This window comes from Saccharopolyspora sp. NPDC003752, assembly GCF_053605825.1.
In genome coordinates, this window is record NZ_JBSGJZ010000005.1 from 266,126 (window position 1) to 284,176 (window position 18,051).

Sequence of the window (18,051 nt, forward strand, 5' to 3'; positions counted from 1 at the left end):
TGCGTGCGTCGGTGGTCGCCAGTTTCAATTGAAACTGGTGTTGCGGGGCGCCGAGGCCAGGGATTGTAAGGCGGTCGTCGGGTCGGTGCCGCGTTGCGGACCGGGCCGTCCGTTGTTCTATTTGTGCTGGTGAACGTGCTTTTTCCGTGAGGTCGAAACGCGGAAATCCGGACAGTTACCAGACGAAGCGGACGGTGCGTGATGAGCTACCCCTCGACCTTCGGCTCCCAAGATCCCTTCGCGGATCTGCTCAACAGGTTCTTCGGCATGTCGCCGATGACGTCGCCGCCCGCCGTGCAGCGAGTGCCGATCGGCCGGCTGCTCAGCGAATCCGCCACCGAGCTGATCGGCAAGGCGTCCGAGCGCGCGAAGCAGGACGGCAGCGCCGACCTGGACACCGAACACCTGCTGTGGGCGGCGACGCAGGTGGAACCGTCCCGCAGCCTGCTGGTCCAGGCCGGCGCCGAGCCGGACCACCTCGCCTCGCGGATCGCCGAGGTGCTGCCCGGCGCCAGCGCCGAGCCCTCGGCGAGCCCGGGGCTGACGCCCGCCGCGAAGCGCGCGCTGATCGGCGCGCACGCGCGGTCCCAGGCGGCGGAGAAGTCCTACATCGGGCCCGAGCACATCCTGGCGGCCCTGCTCGACGATCCGGACTCGGCGGCGGTCAAGCTGCTGGACTCCTACGAGATCAACACCCGCAAGCTCCGCGACCGGGTCGACCGCGTCGCGACCACCGACAACATCCCGACGACCGCGGGCAGCGACACCCCGACGCTGGACGAGTACAGCCGGGACCTCACCGAAGAGGCCCGCGCGGGCAAGCTGGACCTGGTCGTCGGGCGCGCCGACGAGATCGAGCAGACCGTGGAGATCCTTTCCCGGCGCAGCAAGAACAATCCCGTGCTCATCGGCGAACCCGGCGTCGGCAAGACCGCGATCGTCGAGGGGCTGGCGCAGCGCATCATCGCCGGCGACGTCCCGGAAACCCTGCAGGACAAGCGGGTTCTCGCGCTCGACATGACCGGCCTGGTGGCCGGCGCGCAGTACCGCGGCGAGTTCGAGCAGCGGCTGAAGAAGGTGATCGACGAGGTCCGCGCCGCCGAGGGCTCGGTGATCCTGTTCATCGACGAGATGCACACCATCGTCGGCGCCGGGGCCGGCGGCGAGAGCAGCATGGACGCGGGCAACATCCTCAAGCCCGCGTTGTCCCGGGGAGAACTGCACGTCATCGGGGCCACCACGATCGACGAGTACCGCAAGCACGTGGAGAAGGACGCCGCGCTGGAACGCAGGTTCCAGCCGGTCCTGATCGCAGAGCCCACCGTCGAGGAGACCATCCAGATCCTGCAGGGCTTGCGCGACTCCTACGAGGCGCACCACGGCGTCCGCTTCTCCGACGAGGCGCTCTCCTCGGCCGCCGCCCTCTCCGACCGCTACATCAGCGACCGCTACCTGCCGGACAAGGCCATCGACCTGATGGACCAGGCGGGCGCGCGGGTGCGGCTGCGGTCGGTCAGCCGCAGCGGCGACGTCCGGGAGCGCGAGGACCGGATGGCCAAGCTGCGCCGCGAGAAGGACCAGGCCGTCGACGCCGAGGACTACGACCGGGCCCGCGAGCTCAAGGAGCAGATCGAGGACCTGGAAGGGGAGATCGCCGGGATCACCGAGCGGCGCGAAGGCGTCGCGGACGTGACGACCCAGGACATCGCGGAGGTGCTGTCCAAGCGCACCGGCATCCCCGTCGCGCAGCTGACCGAGGACGAGAAGCACCGCCTGCTGCGGCTGGAGGAGGCCCTGCACGAACGGGTCGTCGGCCAGGACGAGGCGGTCCTGGCGGTGGCGGAGGCGGTCCGCCGCAGCCGGGCCGGGATGGCGCACCCGGACCGGCCCATCGGGTCGTTCCTGTTCCTGGGGCCGACCGGCGTCGGCAAGACCGAGCTGGCGAAGGCGCTCGCGGAGCTGATGTTCGGCGACGAGCACAAGCTGATCCGCTTCGACATGAGCGAGTTCCAGGAGAAGTACACCGTGTCCCGGCTGGTCGGCGCCCCGCCCGGCTACGTCGGCTACGAGGAGGCCGGGCAGCTGACCGAGAAGGTCCGCAGGCAGCCCTACAGCGTGCTGCTGTTCGACGAGATCGAGAAGGCGCACCGGGACGTGTTCAACACGCTGCTGCAGGTGCTCGACGACGGCCGGCTGACCGACGCCCAGGGCCGCACCGTGGACTTCCGCAACACCGTGGTGATCATGACGAGCAACGTGGGCGCCCAGCGGATCCTGGCCCACGAGGGCGACGTGGACGGCATCCGCGACGAGCTGATGGACGACCTGCACGCGAGGTTCGCGCCGGAGTTCCTCAACCGCATCGACGAGACGATCGTCTTCCACCGGCTGACCGAGGACGACCTGGCGCAGATCGTCGACCTGATGCTGGACCGCAGCCGCCGCCTGCTGCGCGCCCAGGAGATCGACCTGGAGGTCACCGAGGCGGCCAAGAAGTGGCTGACCCGGCGCGGGTTCAAGCCGGAGTTCGGGGCGCGGCCGCTGCTGCGCACCATCCAGACGCAACTGGACAACCGGATCTCCAAGCTGCTGCTGCGCGGCGAGGTCCAGCCGGGCGACACGATCCTCGCCTCGATCGAGGACGACGAGCTGATCTGCACCCTGGCCCGGCCGCACGAAGCGGACGTCCCGCAGCAGGCCGGGGACAAGGCGCCCGAATCGAGCAAGGTCTGAAGCTCGATGCGGCTCTTGGGGAGTTCGTTCAACGCGGCGGTTTCGCGCGAAACCGCCGCCACCCCAACAGGCTTCGCCACGTCCAGGAGTGGTCGGGGCGGCTCGGAAGTGCGCCGGTTCGAATCCGGTGGGAAGGATGGATCATGAGTAGCCTTTCGGATGATCCGACCCAGGCGGTGGCCGACCGGCTCGCGAAGCTGGCCTGGCAGTCCGTGCTCGTCGTGGGCGTCTGCTCGCTGGTCGTCGGCGTGCTGGCGCTGGTCTGGCCGCGGGCGACGCTGATCGTCATCGGTGTGCTGTTCGGCGTCTACCTGCTGGTCAGCGGTGTGCTGCAGATCGTCGCGGCGTTCGGCACGCACGTGACGGCGGCGATCAGGGTGCTGGCGTTCATCAGCGGCGCGCTGTCGATCCTGCTGGGCCTGCTGTGCTTCCGGGGCGAGATGCAGTCGATCCTGTTCCTGGGCCTGTGGATCGGCATCGGCTGGCTGTTCCGCGGCGTCACCCAGACGACCGCGTCGATAGCCGACCGGGCGATGCCCGCGCGCGGCTGGCAGATCTTCATGGGCATCGTCACGGCCCTGGCGGGGATCGTGCTGATGGTGTCGCCGCTGGCGTCGGTGGCGCTGCTGGTCCTGTTCGGCGGGATCTGGTTGGTCGTCCTCGGCATCGTGGAGATCGTCACCGCGTTCCGGATCCGCTCCGCCGCGAAGCGGCTCGCCGCATCCGGATGACGCCGATGACCGGACGCGCGAGCGGGAGGGGCGCGCCCGGCCTTCGGATGGGCCGGTGCGGTGGGCGGGGATGCCACCGCACCGGTCCGGTTTTCGCGTGGCCGCCGTCGGTGCGTCCGGTCATGCTTTCGCCGAGTCCAATCCGCTACCGGTGGGGAGAATCCGATGAGTTCCCGGCTCAACCCGTACATCAGCTTCGACGGCGACGCCCGACAGGCGATGGAGTTCTACAAGAGCGTGTTCGGCGGAAACCTGACGATGAGCACGTTCGGTGAGTTCGGCGCCCCGGACCCGAGCAGCGCGGACAAGGTCATGCACGCGATGCTCGAGACCGACAGCGGCTTCACGCTCATGGCCTCCGACACGCCGCCGGGCATGGAGCACAAGCCGGGCACCAACATCTCGGTGAGCATCAGCGGAGACTCGGAGGACGAGCTGCGCGGCTACTGGGCGAAGCTGGCGGAGGCGGGCACGGTGGCGGTGCCGCTGGAGAAGCAGATGTGGGGCGACACGTTCGGCATGTGCGTGGACCGGTTCGGCATCGGCTGGATGGTGAACATCGCCGGCTCGTGACCGGCGCAGGCCTCGTGAGCGGTCGTTCCGGTAAGACCGGATCAACCGCTCACGAGCCGTCGGCGGCGCTTCCGACGGGTCGTGAGCGCTGAAGCCGGTAAGAACCGAAAGGATCGCTCACGACCGGTCGCGGCGGCGGTAGGCGAGGCCGGCCGCTACCGCTCCCGCGACGGCGCCGGCCCCCATGATCGAGTTCAGGCCGATCCGCGCCGCCTTGCGGCCCGTCCGGAAGTCCCGGACCTCCCAGCCGCGGGCCCGGGCGATGTCGCGCAGGCGCTGGTCCGGGTTGACGGCCACCGCAGTCCCCACCGCCGACAGCATCGGGATGTCGTTGGCCGAGTCCGAGTAAGCCGTGCAGCGGCGCAGGTCCAGGCCTTCGCTGGCGGCCATCGCCCGCACCGCGTGCGCCTTCGCGCGCCCGTGCAGCATCTCGCCGACCAGCCGGCCCGTGTACACGCCGTCGGAGCTCTCCGCGACCGTGCCCAGCGCCCCGGTCAGCCCGAGCCGCCGCGCGATGATCTGCGCCAGCTCCACCGGTGTCGCCGTCACCAGCCACACCCGCTGGCCCGCGTCGAGGTGCATCTGGGCCAGCGCTCGGGTGCCCGCCCAGATCCGGTCCGCCATCAGCTCGTCGTAGATCTCCTCGCTGAGCTCCACCAGCTCCGAGACCTTGCGGCCGGCCACGAACGACAGCGCCTGCTCCCGGCTGGCCTGCATGTCCTGCGGGTTCTCCCGGCCGCCGACCCGGAACTTCAGCTGCTGCCAGGCGAACCCGGCCAGGTCGGTGGCGGTGAGGAACTTGCGGGCGGCGAGTCCGCGGGCGAAGTGGAACAGCGAGGCGCCCATCATCATCGTGTTGTCGACGTCGAAGAACGCCGCGGCGGTGAGGTCGGGCGGGGTGGCCAGCGAGCCGTCCGGGACCGGCGCGGCGGCGACGGCGGCCTCGGCGGACGCGCGACCGGCCACCTTCGCGCTGTCGATCGGATCGGAGCCGGGCGCGCGCGAGCTCCGGTCCGCGCCATCGGCTGAGCCTTGACGTGTCGGCACCGCCGCGCCTCCCGGGGGTCCTCCGGTGTTGTCGTGCGAAGTTCCAGGTCTTGCCGACCCGGGCCGAACCGGCTCAGCAGGCCTCTAGCTTAAGACCTGGCCGCAACCGAACTTGCGCACCTCCGCCGTGGCGTGGTGGTCCGCGATTCCGGCGGAAACCGGGCTTCCGGTTTCCGCCGGAATCGCGGCGGGTGGTCAGCGGAGGTCGTCGGGCAGCAGTTGCGCCAGCCGGCGGATCGCGCGGTGCTGGAGGGCTTTGACCGCCCCCTCGTTGCGCTGCATCGCGACCGCCGTCTCGGTCACCGACAGGCCCTGCAGGAACCGCAGCCGGATGCATTCCCGCTGGTCGGGGTTGAGCTGCCGGACGCAGCTGAGCAGCTCCCGGTGGGTCGCCTCGGTGAGCACGTGCTGTTCCGGGCCGAAGTGCGTCCGGCCGACCGGCAGGTTGTCGGTGACGTCGGAGGTGGGGATCTCCAGCCGGTTCCGGCTGGACTTGATGTGGTCGAGGATCAGGTTCTTGGCGATGGTGATGAACCAGGCCGCCACGTCGCGGCCCTGGTAGCTGATGGAGGCGATCCGGCGCAGCGCGCGCAGGAACGTCTCGCTGGTGATGTCCTCGGCCAGGCAGTGGTCGCTGACCCGGAACAGCACGTACCGGTAGACGATCTGGGCGTACTCGTCGTAGAGGTGGCCGAAGGCGTCGTTGTCGCCCTGCTGCGCGGCGCTGACGTACGCCCAGCTCTCGGTGCCCGGCCGGGGCACCGGTCGGGCGACCGGGGTGTCGACGCTGCGGAAGGGTGCGGCCGGGGCGGGGGGTGTGAGCGTCTTCGGGCTGCTCATCTCTTTGCGACCTCCTGCCGTCGTTGGCTCCACCGGCGTGGTGCAGGTGGGACGCACCGGTGCCGGTGTCATGTCGCGGTGTCCGGCGGACACCCGCCTCCGGCCGGCCGACGGGGCTCCGACGGCCTGGTGACGCCAGGGGCGTGGGCGTTGGAGCAGCAGCATACGTGTTGTTACTCGGAAGTAGGTAGTGCTACTCGGTGACGGTCTGGTTGCACAGCGTGTTCAACTGCGGCGCGACGCCTAACTCGGACAGGTGATTTTGGACACTTGACCAGCGCGGTCGGTGTCGCACCGCCCCCCGGTCCGCTGGGTACCTTGGAAGCCGCGAAGTCGGCCCGAATTTCTCCCTGGAGCGAAGGCATGCACGAGGTGACGGTGATGACCCGCGAGGGTTGCCACTCCTGCGCGGACGCGATCTCCGACGTGCGGCGGATCTGCGCAGAGCTCGACGTGCCGTGGTCCGCGCAGGACGTGGACGCCGACCCGGAACTGCGCGCGGAGTACGGCGACCGGGTCCCGGTGATCTTGATCGATGGAGTCGAGCACGGCTACTGGAAGGTCGAGGAGGACCGCTTCCGCCGGGCCCTGGCCCGCTGAACCGTGATCTCGCCCGGTGCCGGCGCGGGTTGTCGCCGTCACGTGCTCCAGACCACGCGTTTTGGCACGTCGGGGGGCTATCGGCAATGATGGCGGGGAAGGCTTGCGCCTCCGGCGGAGTCCGGCCCTGCGACTTTGTGCATGCGTTCACAAATTAGTTACGGTGTACGGGTCGGGTCGCCGGATTCTCGGTGTGGATCAGCGGATCAGGTGTCGAGCCGTCGGATGCCGACGGCGTTCGCGGATGACGCCGGGGCAGCCGGTCGGCAGCCCGGCCGGTGTCGGAGCCCCCAGCCTGAGCAGGGATGCCGGGAAGTGGGCGACGACCGCCGCGCCTCCGGGTGCGGACGGGCGGGCAGGCCAAAGCAGCAGGTAGGGCGAGGGAGATCCAGCGTGACGGCCCACGGAGCGGACGTGCAGGACGGTGACGGGCAGGCCGAGGCCGATTCCCGGACCGCCTCCAAGCAGGCGCCGGCGATCGAGGTCCCCGCGGCTCGGGAGCGCGCCAGGGCGATCCCGGAAGCCGCCGTCGCCCGGCTCGCGGTCTACCTGCGGGCCCTTTCCGCTCTCGCCGAGCAGAACGTGGGCACGGTCTCCAGCGACGAGCTGGCCGTCGCCGCCGGGGTCAACTCCGCGAAGCTGCGCAAGGACCTCTCCTACATCGGCTCCTACGGCACCCGCGGCGTCGGCTACGAGGTCGCGGTGCTCATCGGCCAGATCGAGCGCACCCTGGGCCTGACCCGCAAGCACAGCGTCGCGGTGGTCGGGATCGGTAACCTCGGCCACGCGCTGGCCAACTACGGCGGCTTCCCCGGCCGCGGCTTCCCGGTCTCCGCGCTGTTCGACCTCGACCCGGACCTGGTCGGCGTGCCGGTCGGCGGCATCCCGGTCAGCCACATCGACGACATCGTCGAGGTGTGCGCCGACCGCGAGGTCACCATCGGCGTCATCGCCACGCCCGTGCAGGGCGCCCAGGAGGTCTGCGACCGTTTGGTCGCCGGCGGCGTTACGTGCATCCTGAACTTCGCGCCCGTCGTGCTGCAGGTCCCCGAAGACGTCGAGGTGCGCAAGGTCGACCTGGCGGTGGAGATGCAGATCCTCTCGTTTCACGTGGCCCGACGTCAGCAGGAAGCGGCGGCGGAAGCCGGCCGATCCGATGTGGACGGTGCGGACATCGGTCCGCCGGGCGGCGGCGATCGGGTGTCGGGTGAGGTCGAATCGGCGGACAGGATGGTGGAACGGCTGTGAACCTGCTCACCGTCGGGATTTCCCACCACAGCGCCCCGGTGCGGGTGCTGGAGCGCGTCGCGATCGGCGGCGATGACGTCCCCAAGCTCCTCGGCGAACTGCTGCAGCGCGAGCACATCTGCGAGGCGTTCATCATCTCGACCTGCAACCGGGTCGAGGTCTACGCGGTCGCGGAGACCTTCCACGGCGGCCTGGACGACGTGACGTCCGTGCTCGCCCGGCACGCGGGTGCGGAGGTCGGCGAGCTCGCCGATCACCTCTACGTCTACTACGCGGGCGCCGCGGTGGAGCACCTGTTCTCGGTGTCCGCGGGCCTGGACTCGATGGTCGTCGGCGAGGCGCAGATCCTCGGCCAGCTGCGGCAGGCCTACGGCACCGCCGACGAGAACGGCACCGTCGGCAAGACGCTGCACGAGCTCGCGCAGCAGGCGCTGCGCGTCGGCAAGCGGGTGCACGCCGAGACCGGCATCGACGCCGAAGGCGCGTCGGTGGTCTCCGAGGCGCTCGCCGACGCCGAGGTCGCGCTCGACGGCCTGGCCGGGCGCAGCGCGCTGGTGGTCGGCGCGGGCTCGATGGGCGGCCTGGCCTCCGCGCAGCTCAAGCGCGCGGGCATCGGCGAGGTCGTGATCGCCAACCGCACCGCGGCCAACGGCGAACGGCTGGCCTCGTCGCTGCGCGCCGACGGCGTCGCCGCCCGCACCGCCGACCTCACGGACCTCAGCAGCGCGATCGCCGCGGCCGACCTGGTGGTGGCCTGCACCGGCGCGATCGGCGCGGTGGTGACCGAAGACGTGGTCGCGGCGGCGCTGACCGTCCGCGACGACCGCCCGCTGCTGTGCTGCGACCTCGGCCTGCCCAGGGACATCGCGCCCGAGGTGGCCGGGCTGCCCGGCGTGACCGTCGTCGACCTGGAGAGCCTGCAGCAGCGGCTGTCGGACAAGCAGGGCGGCAACGAGTCCGAGCGGGCCGCGCAGATCGTCGCCGAGGAACTGCGCAACTACCTCGCCGCGCAACGCTCGGCCGAGGTGACTCCGACCGTGACCGCGCTGCGCAAGCGCGCCGCCGAGGTCGTGGACGGTGAACTGCTGCGACTCGACTCGCGGCTGCCTGAACTGGACGGCGACGTGCGCGACGAACTGGCGCGCACCGTCCGTCGCGTGGTGGACAAGCTCCTGCACACGCCGACGGTCCGGGTCAAGCAACTCGCGTCGGTGCCCGGCGGTGCCGGGTACGCCGACGCGCTCCGAGAGCTCTTCGAACTCGATCCGCAGACGACTGCCGTGCTCGGCACCCCGCAGGCCGACGAGAGCCTGCCCGGCGGGGTCACCGTCGCCCAGGCGCGGCTGCGCGGTCGAGCAGAACAGGACGGTGAGGACCGTTGAACAAGACCCTCCGCATCGGCACCCGCGGCAGCGCCCTGGCGATGGCGCAGTCGTCGAATGTCGCCGAGGAGCTGGAGAAGGCGGGCTATCCGACCCAGCTGGTCACCGTGAAGACCCCCGGTGACCTCTCGATGGCGCCGATCGCCGAGATCGGTGTCGGCGTGTTCACCTCGGCGCTGCGCGAGGCGCTGGCCGCCGGCGAGGTGGACGTCGCGGTGCACTCCTTCAAAGACCTGCCGACCGAACCGGACCCCCGGTTGTCGCTGGCGGCTGTCCCGGTCCGGGAGGACCCGCGGGACGCGCTGGTGGCACGGGACGGACTGACGCTCGGCGAATTGCCCCCGGGGTCCGTTGTGGGCACCGGTTCGCCGCGCCGCGCCAGCCAGCTCCGGGCCCTCGGCCTGGGGCTGGAGGTGCGCAGCATCCGCGGCAATGTGGACACCCGCCTGCGGAAGGTGACCGACGGTGAGCTGGACGCCGTCGTGCTCGCCCGAGCCGGGCTGGCCCGTGTGGGCCGGCTTGCGGTGATCACGGAAACGCTCGATCCACTGCAGATGCTGCCCGCGCCCGCCCAGGGTGCGCTCGCAGTGGAATGCCGCGTCGATGACGTGGACACCGAGCACCTGCTGCAGTCCGTTTTGGACGATCAGGCCAGCCGCGCCGCGGTGGCCGCCGAGCGCGCGATGTTGTCCGCGCTCGAAGCGGGCTGTAGCGCGCCGGTCGGCGCGCTGGCCGAAGTGGTGGATGACCTCGACGAGGACGGGCGCGTGGCGCTGCGGCTGTCCGTGCGAGGGGTGGTGGCGACCGACGACGATCAGTTGGTGCGCGCCTCCGCCACTGGTGAGACGACCGCCGCCGAGCAGCTGGGCCGGGAGTTGGCCGCCCAGTTGCTGGAAGCCAGGGCCGCTTTGCTCAGCGGACCTGGCAGTAGTTGATGGGGAGTGCCCTGATGACCCGAGCACGTAAGACCCCCGGACGGATTGCTTTCGTGGGCTCCGGTCCCGGTGACGCGGGACTGCTCACCGTTCGGGGCCGGGACGTGATCACCCGCGCTTCGCTGCTGGTGACCGACCCGGACGTACCCGCCGACATCGTCGGCCAAGCAGCCGACGGCGCCGAAGTCCGCCCCGCCGTGGGCGATCCCGCGGACGTGGCCAAGGACCTGGCGAACGAGGCCGCGATCGGCCGCACCGTGGTGCGGTTGGTCGCGGGCGACCCGCTGACCGCCGACGCGGTGGTCCGCGAGGTCCAGGAGGTCGCCAAGACCGGCGCCGCCTTCGACATCATCCCCGGCGTCGCCGGCGGCAGCGCGGTTCCGGCTTACGCCGGCGTCGCGCTCGGCGCGGTGCACACCGAGGTCGATGTCCGCGGCGACGTGGACTGGGCATCGCTGGCCGCGGTGCCCGGCGCGCTGGTGCTGCACACCACCGGCAGCCACCTGGCCGAGGCCGCCTCGCGCCTGGTCGAGCACGGCAGGCCGGCGACGACCGCCGTGGCGGTGACCGCCTCCGGCACCACCGTGCAGCAGCGCACGATCGACACGACGCTGGCCTCGCTGGCCGCCGACGCGGGTGAGCTGCAGGGCCACCTGGTGGTGACCATCGGCGACATCGTGTCCGAGCGCGGCAAGCTGTCCTGGTGGGAGTCGCGCGCCCTGTACGGCTGGAAGGTCCTGGTGCCGCGCACCAAGGAGCAGGCCGGCGTGATGAGCGACCGGCTGTGGTCGCACGGTGCCGTCTCGCACGAGGTGCCGACGATCTCCGTCGAGCCGCCGCGCAGCCCCGCGCAGATGGAGCGCGCGGTCAAGGGCCTGGTCGACGGTCGCTACCAGTGGGTGGTGTTCACCTCGGCGAACGCGGTCCGCGCGGTGTGGGAGAAGTTCGGCGAGTTCGGGCTGGACGCCCGGGCGTTCTCCGGCGTGAAGATCGCCTGCGTCGGCGAGGCCACCGCGGAGAAGGTCCGCTCCTTCGGGATCATCCCGGAGCTGCTGCCTTCCGGCGACCAGTCCAGCGAGGGCCTGCTGCAGGAGTTCCCGCCGCACGACGACATCCTCGACCCGGTCGACCGGGTGCTGCTGCCGCGGGCGGACATCGCCACCGAGACGCTGTCGGCCGGGCTGCGCGAGCGAGGCTGGGAGGTCGACGACGTGACGGCCTACCGCACCGTCCGCGCCGCGCCGCCGCCGGCCGAGACCCGCGAGATGATCAAGACCGGCGGGTTCGACGCGGTGTGCTTCACCTCGTCGTCCACCGTCCGGAACCTGGTCGGCATCGCGGGCAAGCCGCACGCCCGGACGCTGGTGGCGTGCATCGGCCCGAACACCGCGGAGACCGCGAAGGAGTTCGGCCTGCGGGTCGACGTCCAGCCGGAGATCCCGCGGGTGGAGGACCTGGTGGACGCGCTGGCCGAGCACGCGGCCCGGCTCCGCGCGGAGGGCGCGCTGCCGCCGCCGCGCAAGGCCAAGCGGGCTCGTCGCAGCTGATTTTCCGAGTGGAGGGCGCCTCCGACCGATCCGGTCGGAGGCGCCCTCTGCTTTGCCTGGGCACCTGGAGCGGTGTCCGGGGTCGTGCGTGTTTTGGTCTGCTACGGCGCTCCAAACCGCTCACGACTCGTCGCCAGCGGAAACGCCGACCGGCAGCCGTCCGGGGCAGCGGTTCGGGGCCGAGATCACCCGGCGAGGTGACGTTGAGCGAGCCCACCCTGGAAAGCGCGCTCGCCCTCGGGCTCAAGCCGGTCGGCGTCGCCTCCGTCGTGGGGCCAGCAGGGCGTCGCCCCTACCTGGTCGAGAAAAGCGCGGACGCGAAGGTCGCGTCCAAGTCAGTCGTGCTGGACGAGGTCGTGCGCGCCCTGCGCGGCTGAGCTCGGGGCCGGTCGCCGGTGGACGACCTCCGCAATTTCAATGGAAGTTGCGGACCGCCGGCGCGTCGCCCCACGACACACCGACACCTGTGGACAACTTCCGCAATTTCAATGGAAATCAGACCTCTGATTTCCATTGAAATTGCGGATCGGTGGGGGTTGCGAGCGGGCCCGGCGGCTGGCCCCGAGTAGCAGCCGCGTCGAGTAGGCGCCGCCGGCGGACGCGGTGAACACGCCCAACCGTCGGGCCCAGGTCCGAGACCGACAGCAGCACCGCGCGGTGGGGAAATCGACCCATCCCGGGGTGACGACGACCATCACTGCCCAGTGATCACCACGGCATGTTTGCCCCGGGAAATCGACCAGCACCCGGGTGAACGCACACCCCCGCGAAATCGTCGCCCCTGCGCTCACGCTGGCGGGGCCCGCTGGGCGCGGCGCTAGTCGATCTGCTCCTGGATCCAGTCGGCGATGACGTCCACTCTGGACGTGGTCTCCGGCTGGGCGTGCGGGCAGTCCGGCCCGCCGCTCTCGACCGACACCAGCGCATCCGCGCCGGCGCCGCGGTTCTCGAAGTAGGGCGCCCCGGAGTCGGTGGGGCAGGCGCTGGTGTCGGAGCTCGGCCAGCTGCCGGTGACGGTCGTGATGGCGTCCTGCACGTCGTGCACCCGGACCTTGCCGAGCTGCAGGTGGGTGGCGGGCTCGGTCGCCTCGGCGGACTCCTGGCCCCAGCCGGCCAGCACCAGGGTTTCCCCGGGACGGGGCGGCGTCGAGCGCAGGCCCAGGGGCCGCACGTCGTCGATCGGCTCGGCGAGCCGGACGACCGCGACGTCGTTCACCGGCGACTGCCGGACCTCCACCACCTCCACCTCGTGGCCCTCGTCCTCGGCGGCGTCGTCGGTGCGCCCCACGATCGCGGTCGTCGGGTACGGGGTGGGGCCGCTGACCGGCTTGCGGTCGACGTCGTGGAAGCAGTGCCCGGCGGTGATCACCCACTGCGGATCGATCAGCGCGCCCGAGCAGGCGCTGTCGTACTTGCTGCCGTCGGGCTTGGGGATGTCGGTCATCAGGAACTTCACGGCGAACGGGAAGGTGCCGTCCGCGGCGTCCCGTGCGTTGGCCACCGCACCAGCGGGCAGGGACATCGCCACCCCCACCCCGACGGCGGCGGCAGCGGCGACGACCCCGGCGATCACCTTGGGCCGCAGTACTCGTAACACGGCAATCCTCCGAATCCTGGAGAGCGCGCAGATCGACTTGGGTAGCGGGATCTCAGCAGCCGCCTCGACCCCGGAGGGGTGGGCGCCGCGAACCCGCGGCGGTGCCGATCGCGGGGGTGCGCGGAAGCGGCCTCGCCGCTTCCGATCCGCGCGGGCTCTTGTTCACATTGATCCCATTGCGGACTCAACATCAACTGCGGCCGGGACGGCTAGCCGATTGGCGAATTTCCGGGAGTTCCCTCACGAACTCGTGAGCGCGTCGTTACCCGCCCCGGTTGGTGCGGGGTTTCCCCGCAGGGGCCGGTTCCCGGGACCTGCCGAATGCTCAAGGCAGCGCATGGCTGCGGGAGCGTTTGCCGCCGATCACCCAGACCCTGGCGGCGAATCAGGACTTCCACACACCGTCCACATCGGACACCGATGATATCCCGTGGGCGCAGGCCAGGCTCCGCCCGGACCAGGCGTGGCAGCATGCGAACGGCGCGGGCGTGACCGTCGCCGTCGTCGACACCGGCGTGGACGCGGGGCAAGGTGCGCAGCCAGTCGCCGTCGCTGTGGAAGGCACCCGAGATCATCTGGGCCTAGCCGACGAGCCGTGCGGTCTCCGGCCGCACTTCTCGATCGGTCGCTACGAGCGGAGCGTGGTCGACGACACCCGCGAACTGCGGGGCGTACGTGAGTTCACCTGCTGACCCGGCTAACTCGCGGACGGCCTGCGGGAAATCACTCGCCCCTGACGGCCTCGTCGATGCCGTTGCGCTTGCAGAACTCGGCCAGCTTCTCGGGGTCGGCGAAGAGGTACGTGGTCGATTCGTTCCCGACCTCGACGAACCGGCGCGGGTCGCTCGGGTCGGCCGGGCGCAGGGCGTGGGCCATCCCCGCGGTCACCTCGATGTCGAGGTAGTCGCCGTTGTCCTCGGTCTCCCAGGAGTGCGACGAACCGCGGTGGGTGAAGGAGAAGCGGAACCCCTCGATCTCCTCTTCCTCGATGGCGTCGATCTCGGCGGTGTCGCCGTCGGCATCGAGCACGACCAGCTCGGCGTCCGAGACCTCGACGGCGCCGCCGGAGGCGTCGACGAACTCGGCCAGGAGGTCGGCGTAGCCCGGCGGGTAGAACCCGGAATCCACCTCGAATTCGACCGAACGGCCCGCCCGCTCGAACACCGCCAGCAGCAGGTCGTACGGGGACACCGGACCGGGGGCCAGCTCGTCCGCGGCCTCCGCCGCCCACTCCGGCACCAGGCCGAGACCGGTCAGCTCTGCCGCGAGGTCGCGGGCCGACGCGGCGTTCGTGACCAGGCTCCGGAGGCGGGGCAGATCCTCGTCGTACTGGTCGCGTTCGGCGAGCTTCTCGACGGCCCGGGTGGCGGCCGCCATCGCGATGGGCCCGCCGATCCGGACCAGCGCATCGCAGAACTCCCACGGGGATCGCCGCGCCGTCTTCCCGGCGATCCGCACCACCAGCTCGGCGATTTCGGGATCGGCCGTTCCGCGGTAGCGCTCGCTGAGCACCTCGATCGCGTCTTCCGGGAACCGCTGCCACTGCTCCCGAGCGTGGCGTTCGGCGAGAGCGGGGTCCAGCACCGCGATGGCCTGCAGGGCCATGGCCGCCGCTTCCTGGTGCGGCGATTCCAGCACTGCTTTCTCCAGCAGCGGCAGGCTTTCCCGGCCACGGCCGACCAAAGCGTCCACTGTGTACCGGGTGTGCCCGTTCATGAGCCGGTCCGCGCACCGTTCCAGAGCCCATTCGTAAGCTCCCGGCTCGGCTCTCGCGGCTATCGTCGTCAGCGCATCCGCAGGCCACTGCGCGTGGTCGATCGGCAGGTCCAGCCACCGGCGCACCTGGTCGGCCACCTCGCGGCTGGGCCAGGTTTCGGCGGCGGCGTTCAGGAGGACCCAAGCGGTCGAAGTGCGTTCCTCGCTGCCCGGCAGTTCGTCGATCGCCGACTCCGCCAGCCGAAGCAGCCGCGGCCCGGCTGCTGCGATGCGGAGGATCCCGAGCGTCGCAGCGGCGCTTCGGTGCAGCGCCTCGTCGTCGGAGCCCAGCATTTCCAGCAGCCACGGGGTGAGCAGATCTTCGTGCTCGGTGAGCGCCGCCGCCCCGGACTCGTCCGCGCCGATCCGGAGGGCGACCGCGGTGTCATCCCAGCAATCGGGGTCGGCCACCAGGCCGGCGAGCAGATCGCCGGCGGCCTCGTCCCGAAGGCGAGCGAGAGCCACGGCGGCGAACGTCCGGTCCCAGCCCCTGCCGGACCGGGCGACCGTCCGCAGTTGGGCGCGATCCTCCTCGGTCATCGCGGCGAGCAACCGCAGATCTGTCGCGTCGTGGAAGGAGATGTCGCCGGGAGCCGCGAGTATCGCGACCAGGCGAGACGGCCGAGCGGTCAAGTCCTGCTCCTGTGCAGCTGGTCGAACAGATGTGTGGAAGCTAGCAATCACCAGGCGCGAGCAACCGGGCTTTGACGCGGAATTGCCGGTCGGCGCGCGGTTTCCTCGACGCGCTCAAGGCTGGGCGGTTCGACCTCGTGAGCGTTGGTTCCGGTTCTTACCGGCTTGAACGCTCACGAGGTTCGCGGGGCAAGGCCGAGGCCTCGGGACGTCCGTTCTGTCGGATCGCTACGCTCGTGGTGTCACCCCGTCGAGCCTGTTTGGGGAGCCGCTGTCATGTACCCCTCGCACCGTCCGCGCCGACTGCGTCGCAACCCCGCGCTGCGCCGACTGGTTTCCGAGACCTCCGTGGAGCCCCGCCACCTGGTGCTTCCGATGTTCGTTCGCGAGGGCGCGACCGAACCGATGCCGATCGCGTCGATGCCCGGCGTCGTGCAGCACAGCCGTGACTCGCTGCGCAAGGCCGCGGTCGACGCCGTCAACGCCGGTGTCGGCGGGCTGATGCTCTTCGGCGTGCCGACCACGCACGACGCCGAGGGCTCCGGCGCGGTCGACCCGGACGGCATCCTCAACGTCGCGCTGCGCGACCTGCACTCCGAACTCGGCGACGACACCGTGCTGATGGCCGACCTGTGCCTGGACGAGTTCACCGACCACGGGCACTGCGGCGTCCTGGACGAGGACGGCAACGTCGACAACGACCGCACGCTGCAGATCTACGGCGAGATGGCCGTGGTCCAGGCCCAGTCCGGGGCGCACGTGGTGGGCCCGAGCGGGATGATGGACGGCCAGGTCGGCGTGATCCGCGACTCGCTCGACGCGACCGGCTTCGGCGACACCTCGATCCTGGCCTACTCGGCGAAGTACGCCTCCGCCTTCTTCGGCCCGTTCCGCGAAGCGGTGGACTCGCAGCTCAAGGGCGACCGCAAGACCTACCAGCAGGACCCGGCCAACGGCCGCGAGGCGCTGCGCGAGGCCGACCTGGACCTCGCCGAGGGCGCCGACATGGTGATGGTCAAGCCCGCGATGTCCTACCTGGACGTGCTGCGCGACATCGCCGGCGTGGCCGACGTGCCGGTGGCCGCCTACCAGGTGTCCGGCGAGTACTCGATGATCGAGGCCGCGGTCGCCAACGGCTGGCTGGACCGGCAGCGCACCGTGCTGGAAACCCTGACCTCGATCCGGCGGGCCGGCGCCGACATCGTCCTGACCTACTGGGCGGTCGAAGCCGCGCGCTGGTTGCGGGACGCGCGGGCATGACGGACCTGGGGCAGCAGGTGGACGCGTTCGGCCGACCGGTACCCGAGCCGGAGCCGCCGTCGGCGCCGCAGGCGCTGCAGACGGCGAAGTGGCTGTGGATCGGATCGGTGCTGCTCGGCGTCGTGCAGGTGTTCGTCCAGGGCCTCGACCGGCCCAAGCTGATCGCCGAACTGCGCCACCTCCAGCCGACCATGACCACGCAGGACCTAGAGGCCGCGGCCACCAGCGGGATCATGTTCACGTTCCTGCTCAAGGCGCTGATCCTGCTGGTGTACCTGATGCTGTCCCGGCGGATGCTGGAAGGCCGCAACTGGGCGCGCGTCGTGCTCACCGTCTTCGGCGGCTTCGGCATCTTCAACGCGCTGATCACGGTGCTCGTCGTCTCGCTGGTCGACGGGGCGCTGATCCGCGAGCTCACCGGCGTCGGGATCACCGGCGCGGATGTCGTGTTCTCGCTGGTCGTGATGGTCGTCCAGATCGCCGCGATCGTGTTCATGTACCGCCCGGAGGTGAACCGGTTCTTCTACGCGGTGCGCAGCCGCCGGCCCGGTAACGCAACGGGGCGGACGGGTAACGGTTGGTCATAATGCCTGGACGGCGGGCTCCGCGATTCCTAACCTGGAGCAGGTGACACCGCCGCAGGAACCAGAGCGCGACCCGCAGGAGCCCGGCCACGAGCTGTCCGGGCCGTGGCGGCCGACCACGATCGACTACGCCTTCTGGTCGGGGATCGCCAGCGTGGTGGTGGGCTTCGCGATCCTGGCGGCGTCGTTCCTGCTGGTGTCCGACGCCGAACTGCAGGCGGTGCTGGAGGAGACCACCGCGCAGGGCCAGCCGATCACGATGGACCAGGCGCGCAGCATCTACAACGCGGTGCTGGTGATGGTGGTCGTGATCGTGGTGGCCATCGCAGCGTTGTGGATCATGTTCTTGTTCTTCATGCGCCGCGGGCGGAACTGGGCCCGGATCGTCATCACGGTGATCGGCGCGGTGTGGATCCTGCTGACGATCCCGTCGGTGGCCGGCGGCGGCATCGTGGCCTCGCTGCTGTCCCTGCTGCAGCTGCTGGCCGTGGCGGCGACCATCGTCTTCGCGTACCTAGCGCCGTCGAACCAGTACTTCCAGCGCGGCCGGCACCGCTGAGCACGTTTCCGATACGTCGGGATGGTC

General features: G+C 70.7%; 17 protein-coding genes. 13 read left to right on the plus strand and 4 right to left on the minus strand.

The annotated features are described in order from the left end of the window. Positions 1-201: 201 nt before the first annotated feature. The 3 genes from ACWEV3_RS09335 (at position 202) to ACWEV3_RS09345 (ending at position 4,037) form a co-directional block, all read left to right on the plus strand. Positions 202-2,733, plus strand: a complete 2,532-nt coding sequence (locus ACWEV3_RS09335) for an ATP-dependent Clp protease ATP-binding subunit (RefSeq protein ID WP_452613390.1) — start codon at positions 202-204, stop codon at positions 2,731-2,733. A gap of 143 nt (positions 2,734-2,876) precedes the next feature. Continuing rightward, positions 2,877-3,464 (plus strand): HdeD family acid-resistance protein, encoded by a 588-nt coding sequence (locus ACWEV3_RS09340; RefSeq protein ID WP_452613391.1) that lies wholly within the window; start codon positions 2,877-2,879, stop codon positions 3,462-3,464. A 165-nt stretch (positions 3,465-3,629) separates the two neighbouring features. Next, complete coding sequence (locus tag ACWEV3_RS09345) at positions 3,630-4,037, plus strand: VOC family protein (RefSeq protein WP_452613392.1); 408 nt, start codon at positions 3,630-3,632, stop codon at positions 4,035-4,037. A gap of 117 nt (positions 4,038-4,154) precedes the next feature. Here ACWEV3_RS09345 and ACWEV3_RS09350 read toward each other — a convergent pair whose 3' ends face one another. Together ACWEV3_RS09350 and ACWEV3_RS09355 are read right to left on the minus strand one after the other, a co-directional pair. Further along, entirely contained in the window at positions 4,155-5,018 is an 864-nt protein-coding gene (locus ACWEV3_RS09350; RefSeq protein WP_452613438.1) for an HAD family hydrolase, read from the minus strand. Between the two features lie 261 nt (positions 5,019-5,279). Continuing rightward, on the minus strand, positions 5,280-5,924 hold the full coding sequence (locus tag ACWEV3_RS09355) for a sigma-70 family RNA polymerase sigma factor (RefSeq protein ID WP_452613393.1): 645 nt from the start codon (positions 5,922-5,924) through the stop codon (positions 5,280-5,282). A 363-nt stretch (positions 5,925-6,287) separates the two neighbouring features. Between ACWEV3_RS09355 and ACWEV3_RS09360 the strand changes: the two genes are divergently transcribed. The 6 genes from ACWEV3_RS09360 (at position 6,288) to ACWEV3_RS09385 (ending at position 12,013) form a co-directional block, all read left to right on the plus strand. Beyond that, the gene (locus ACWEV3_RS09360; RefSeq protein WP_452613394.1) at positions 6,288-6,524 is read left to right on the plus strand and encodes a glutaredoxin family protein; all 237 of its coding nucleotides are present in this window, start codon (positions 6,288-6,290) and stop codon (positions 6,522-6,524) included. Positions 6,525-6,917: 393 nt separating this feature from the next. Further along, a complete protein-coding gene (locus ACWEV3_RS09365; RefSeq protein WP_452613395.1) occupies positions 6,918-7,772 on the plus strand; it encodes a redox-sensing transcriptional repressor Rex in 855 nt (284 codons plus the stop codon). Beyond that, positions 7,769-9,154, plus strand: a complete 1,386-nt coding sequence (locus ACWEV3_RS09370; protein WP_132492430.1) for a glutamyl-tRNA reductase — start codon at positions 7,769-7,771, stop codon at positions 9,152-9,154. The genes ACWEV3_RS09365 and ACWEV3_RS09370 overlap by 4 nt, the downstream gene beginning before the upstream one ends. Next, the gene (gene hemC / locus ACWEV3_RS09375) at positions 9,151-10,089 is read left to right on the plus strand and encodes a hydroxymethylbilane synthase (protein WP_358576115.1); all 939 of its coding nucleotides are present in this window, start codon (positions 9,151-9,153) and stop codon (positions 10,087-10,089) included. The genes ACWEV3_RS09370 and hemC overlap by 4 nt, the downstream gene beginning before the upstream one ends. A 14-nt stretch (positions 10,090-10,103) precedes the next feature. Then, on the plus strand, positions 10,104-11,636 hold the full coding sequence (locus ACWEV3_RS09380; protein ID WP_132492426.1) for a bifunctional uroporphyrinogen-III C-methyltransferase/uroporphyrinogen-III synthase: 1,533 nt from the start codon (positions 10,104-10,106) through the stop codon (positions 11,634-11,636). A gap of 203 nt (positions 11,637-11,839) precedes the next feature. After that, positions 11,840-12,013 (plus strand): hypothetical protein, encoded by a 174-nt coding sequence (locus ACWEV3_RS09385; RefSeq protein WP_452613396.1) that lies wholly within the window; start codon positions 11,840-11,842, stop codon positions 12,011-12,013. Between the two features lie 440 nt (positions 12,014-12,453). Here ACWEV3_RS09385 and ACWEV3_RS09390 read toward each other — a convergent pair whose 3' ends face one another. Next, positions 12,454-13,158: a S1 family peptidase gene (locus ACWEV3_RS09390; protein ID WP_452613439.1), complete on the minus strand. Its 705-nt coding sequence runs from the start codon at positions 13,156-13,158 to the stop codon at positions 12,454-12,456. A gap of 428 nt (positions 13,159-13,586) precedes the next feature. Between ACWEV3_RS09390 and ACWEV3_RS09395 the strand changes: the two genes are divergently transcribed. Next, positions 13,587-13,925, plus strand: a complete 339-nt coding sequence (locus ACWEV3_RS09395) for a hypothetical protein (RefSeq protein ID WP_452613397.1) — start codon at positions 13,587-13,589, stop codon at positions 13,923-13,925. 31 nt (positions 13,926-13,956) lie between these two features. On the opposite strand, the gene ACWEV3_RS09400 is transcribed toward ACWEV3_RS09395, so the two are convergent. Further along, positions 13,957-15,621 carry a hypothetical protein gene (locus ACWEV3_RS09400; protein WP_452613398.1) on the minus strand — a complete coding sequence of 555 codons (1,665 nt, stop codon included), beginning with the start codon at positions 15,619-15,621 and terminating at the stop codon, positions 13,957-13,959. A 276-nt stretch (positions 15,622-15,897) separates the two neighbouring features. On the opposite strand from ACWEV3_RS09400, the gene hemB reads away from it, so the two are divergent. Genes hemB through ACWEV3_RS09415 form a run of 3 tightly spaced genes read left to right on the plus strand, consistent with a single transcriptional unit; the run spans position 15,898 to position 18,024 of the window. Beyond that, the gene (hemB, locus tag ACWEV3_RS09405) at positions 15,898-16,881 is read left to right on the plus strand and encodes a porphobilinogen synthase (RefSeq protein ID WP_452613399.1); all 984 of its coding nucleotides are present in this window, start codon (positions 15,898-15,900) and stop codon (positions 16,879-16,881) included. Beyond that, on the plus strand, positions 16,878-17,468 hold the full coding sequence (locus ACWEV3_RS09410; protein ID WP_452613400.1) for a hypothetical protein: 591 nt from the start codon (positions 16,878-16,880) through the stop codon (positions 17,466-17,468). Before hemB ends, ACWEV3_RS09410 begins: the two co-directional genes overlap by 4 nt. 40 nt (positions 17,469-17,508) lie before the next feature. Then, positions 17,509-18,024 carry a hypothetical protein gene (locus ACWEV3_RS09415; protein WP_452613401.1) on the plus strand — a complete coding sequence of 172 codons (516 nt, stop codon included), beginning with the start codon at positions 17,509-17,511 and terminating at the stop codon, positions 18,022-18,024. The last annotated feature ends 27 nt before the right edge of the window (positions 18,025-18,051 follow it).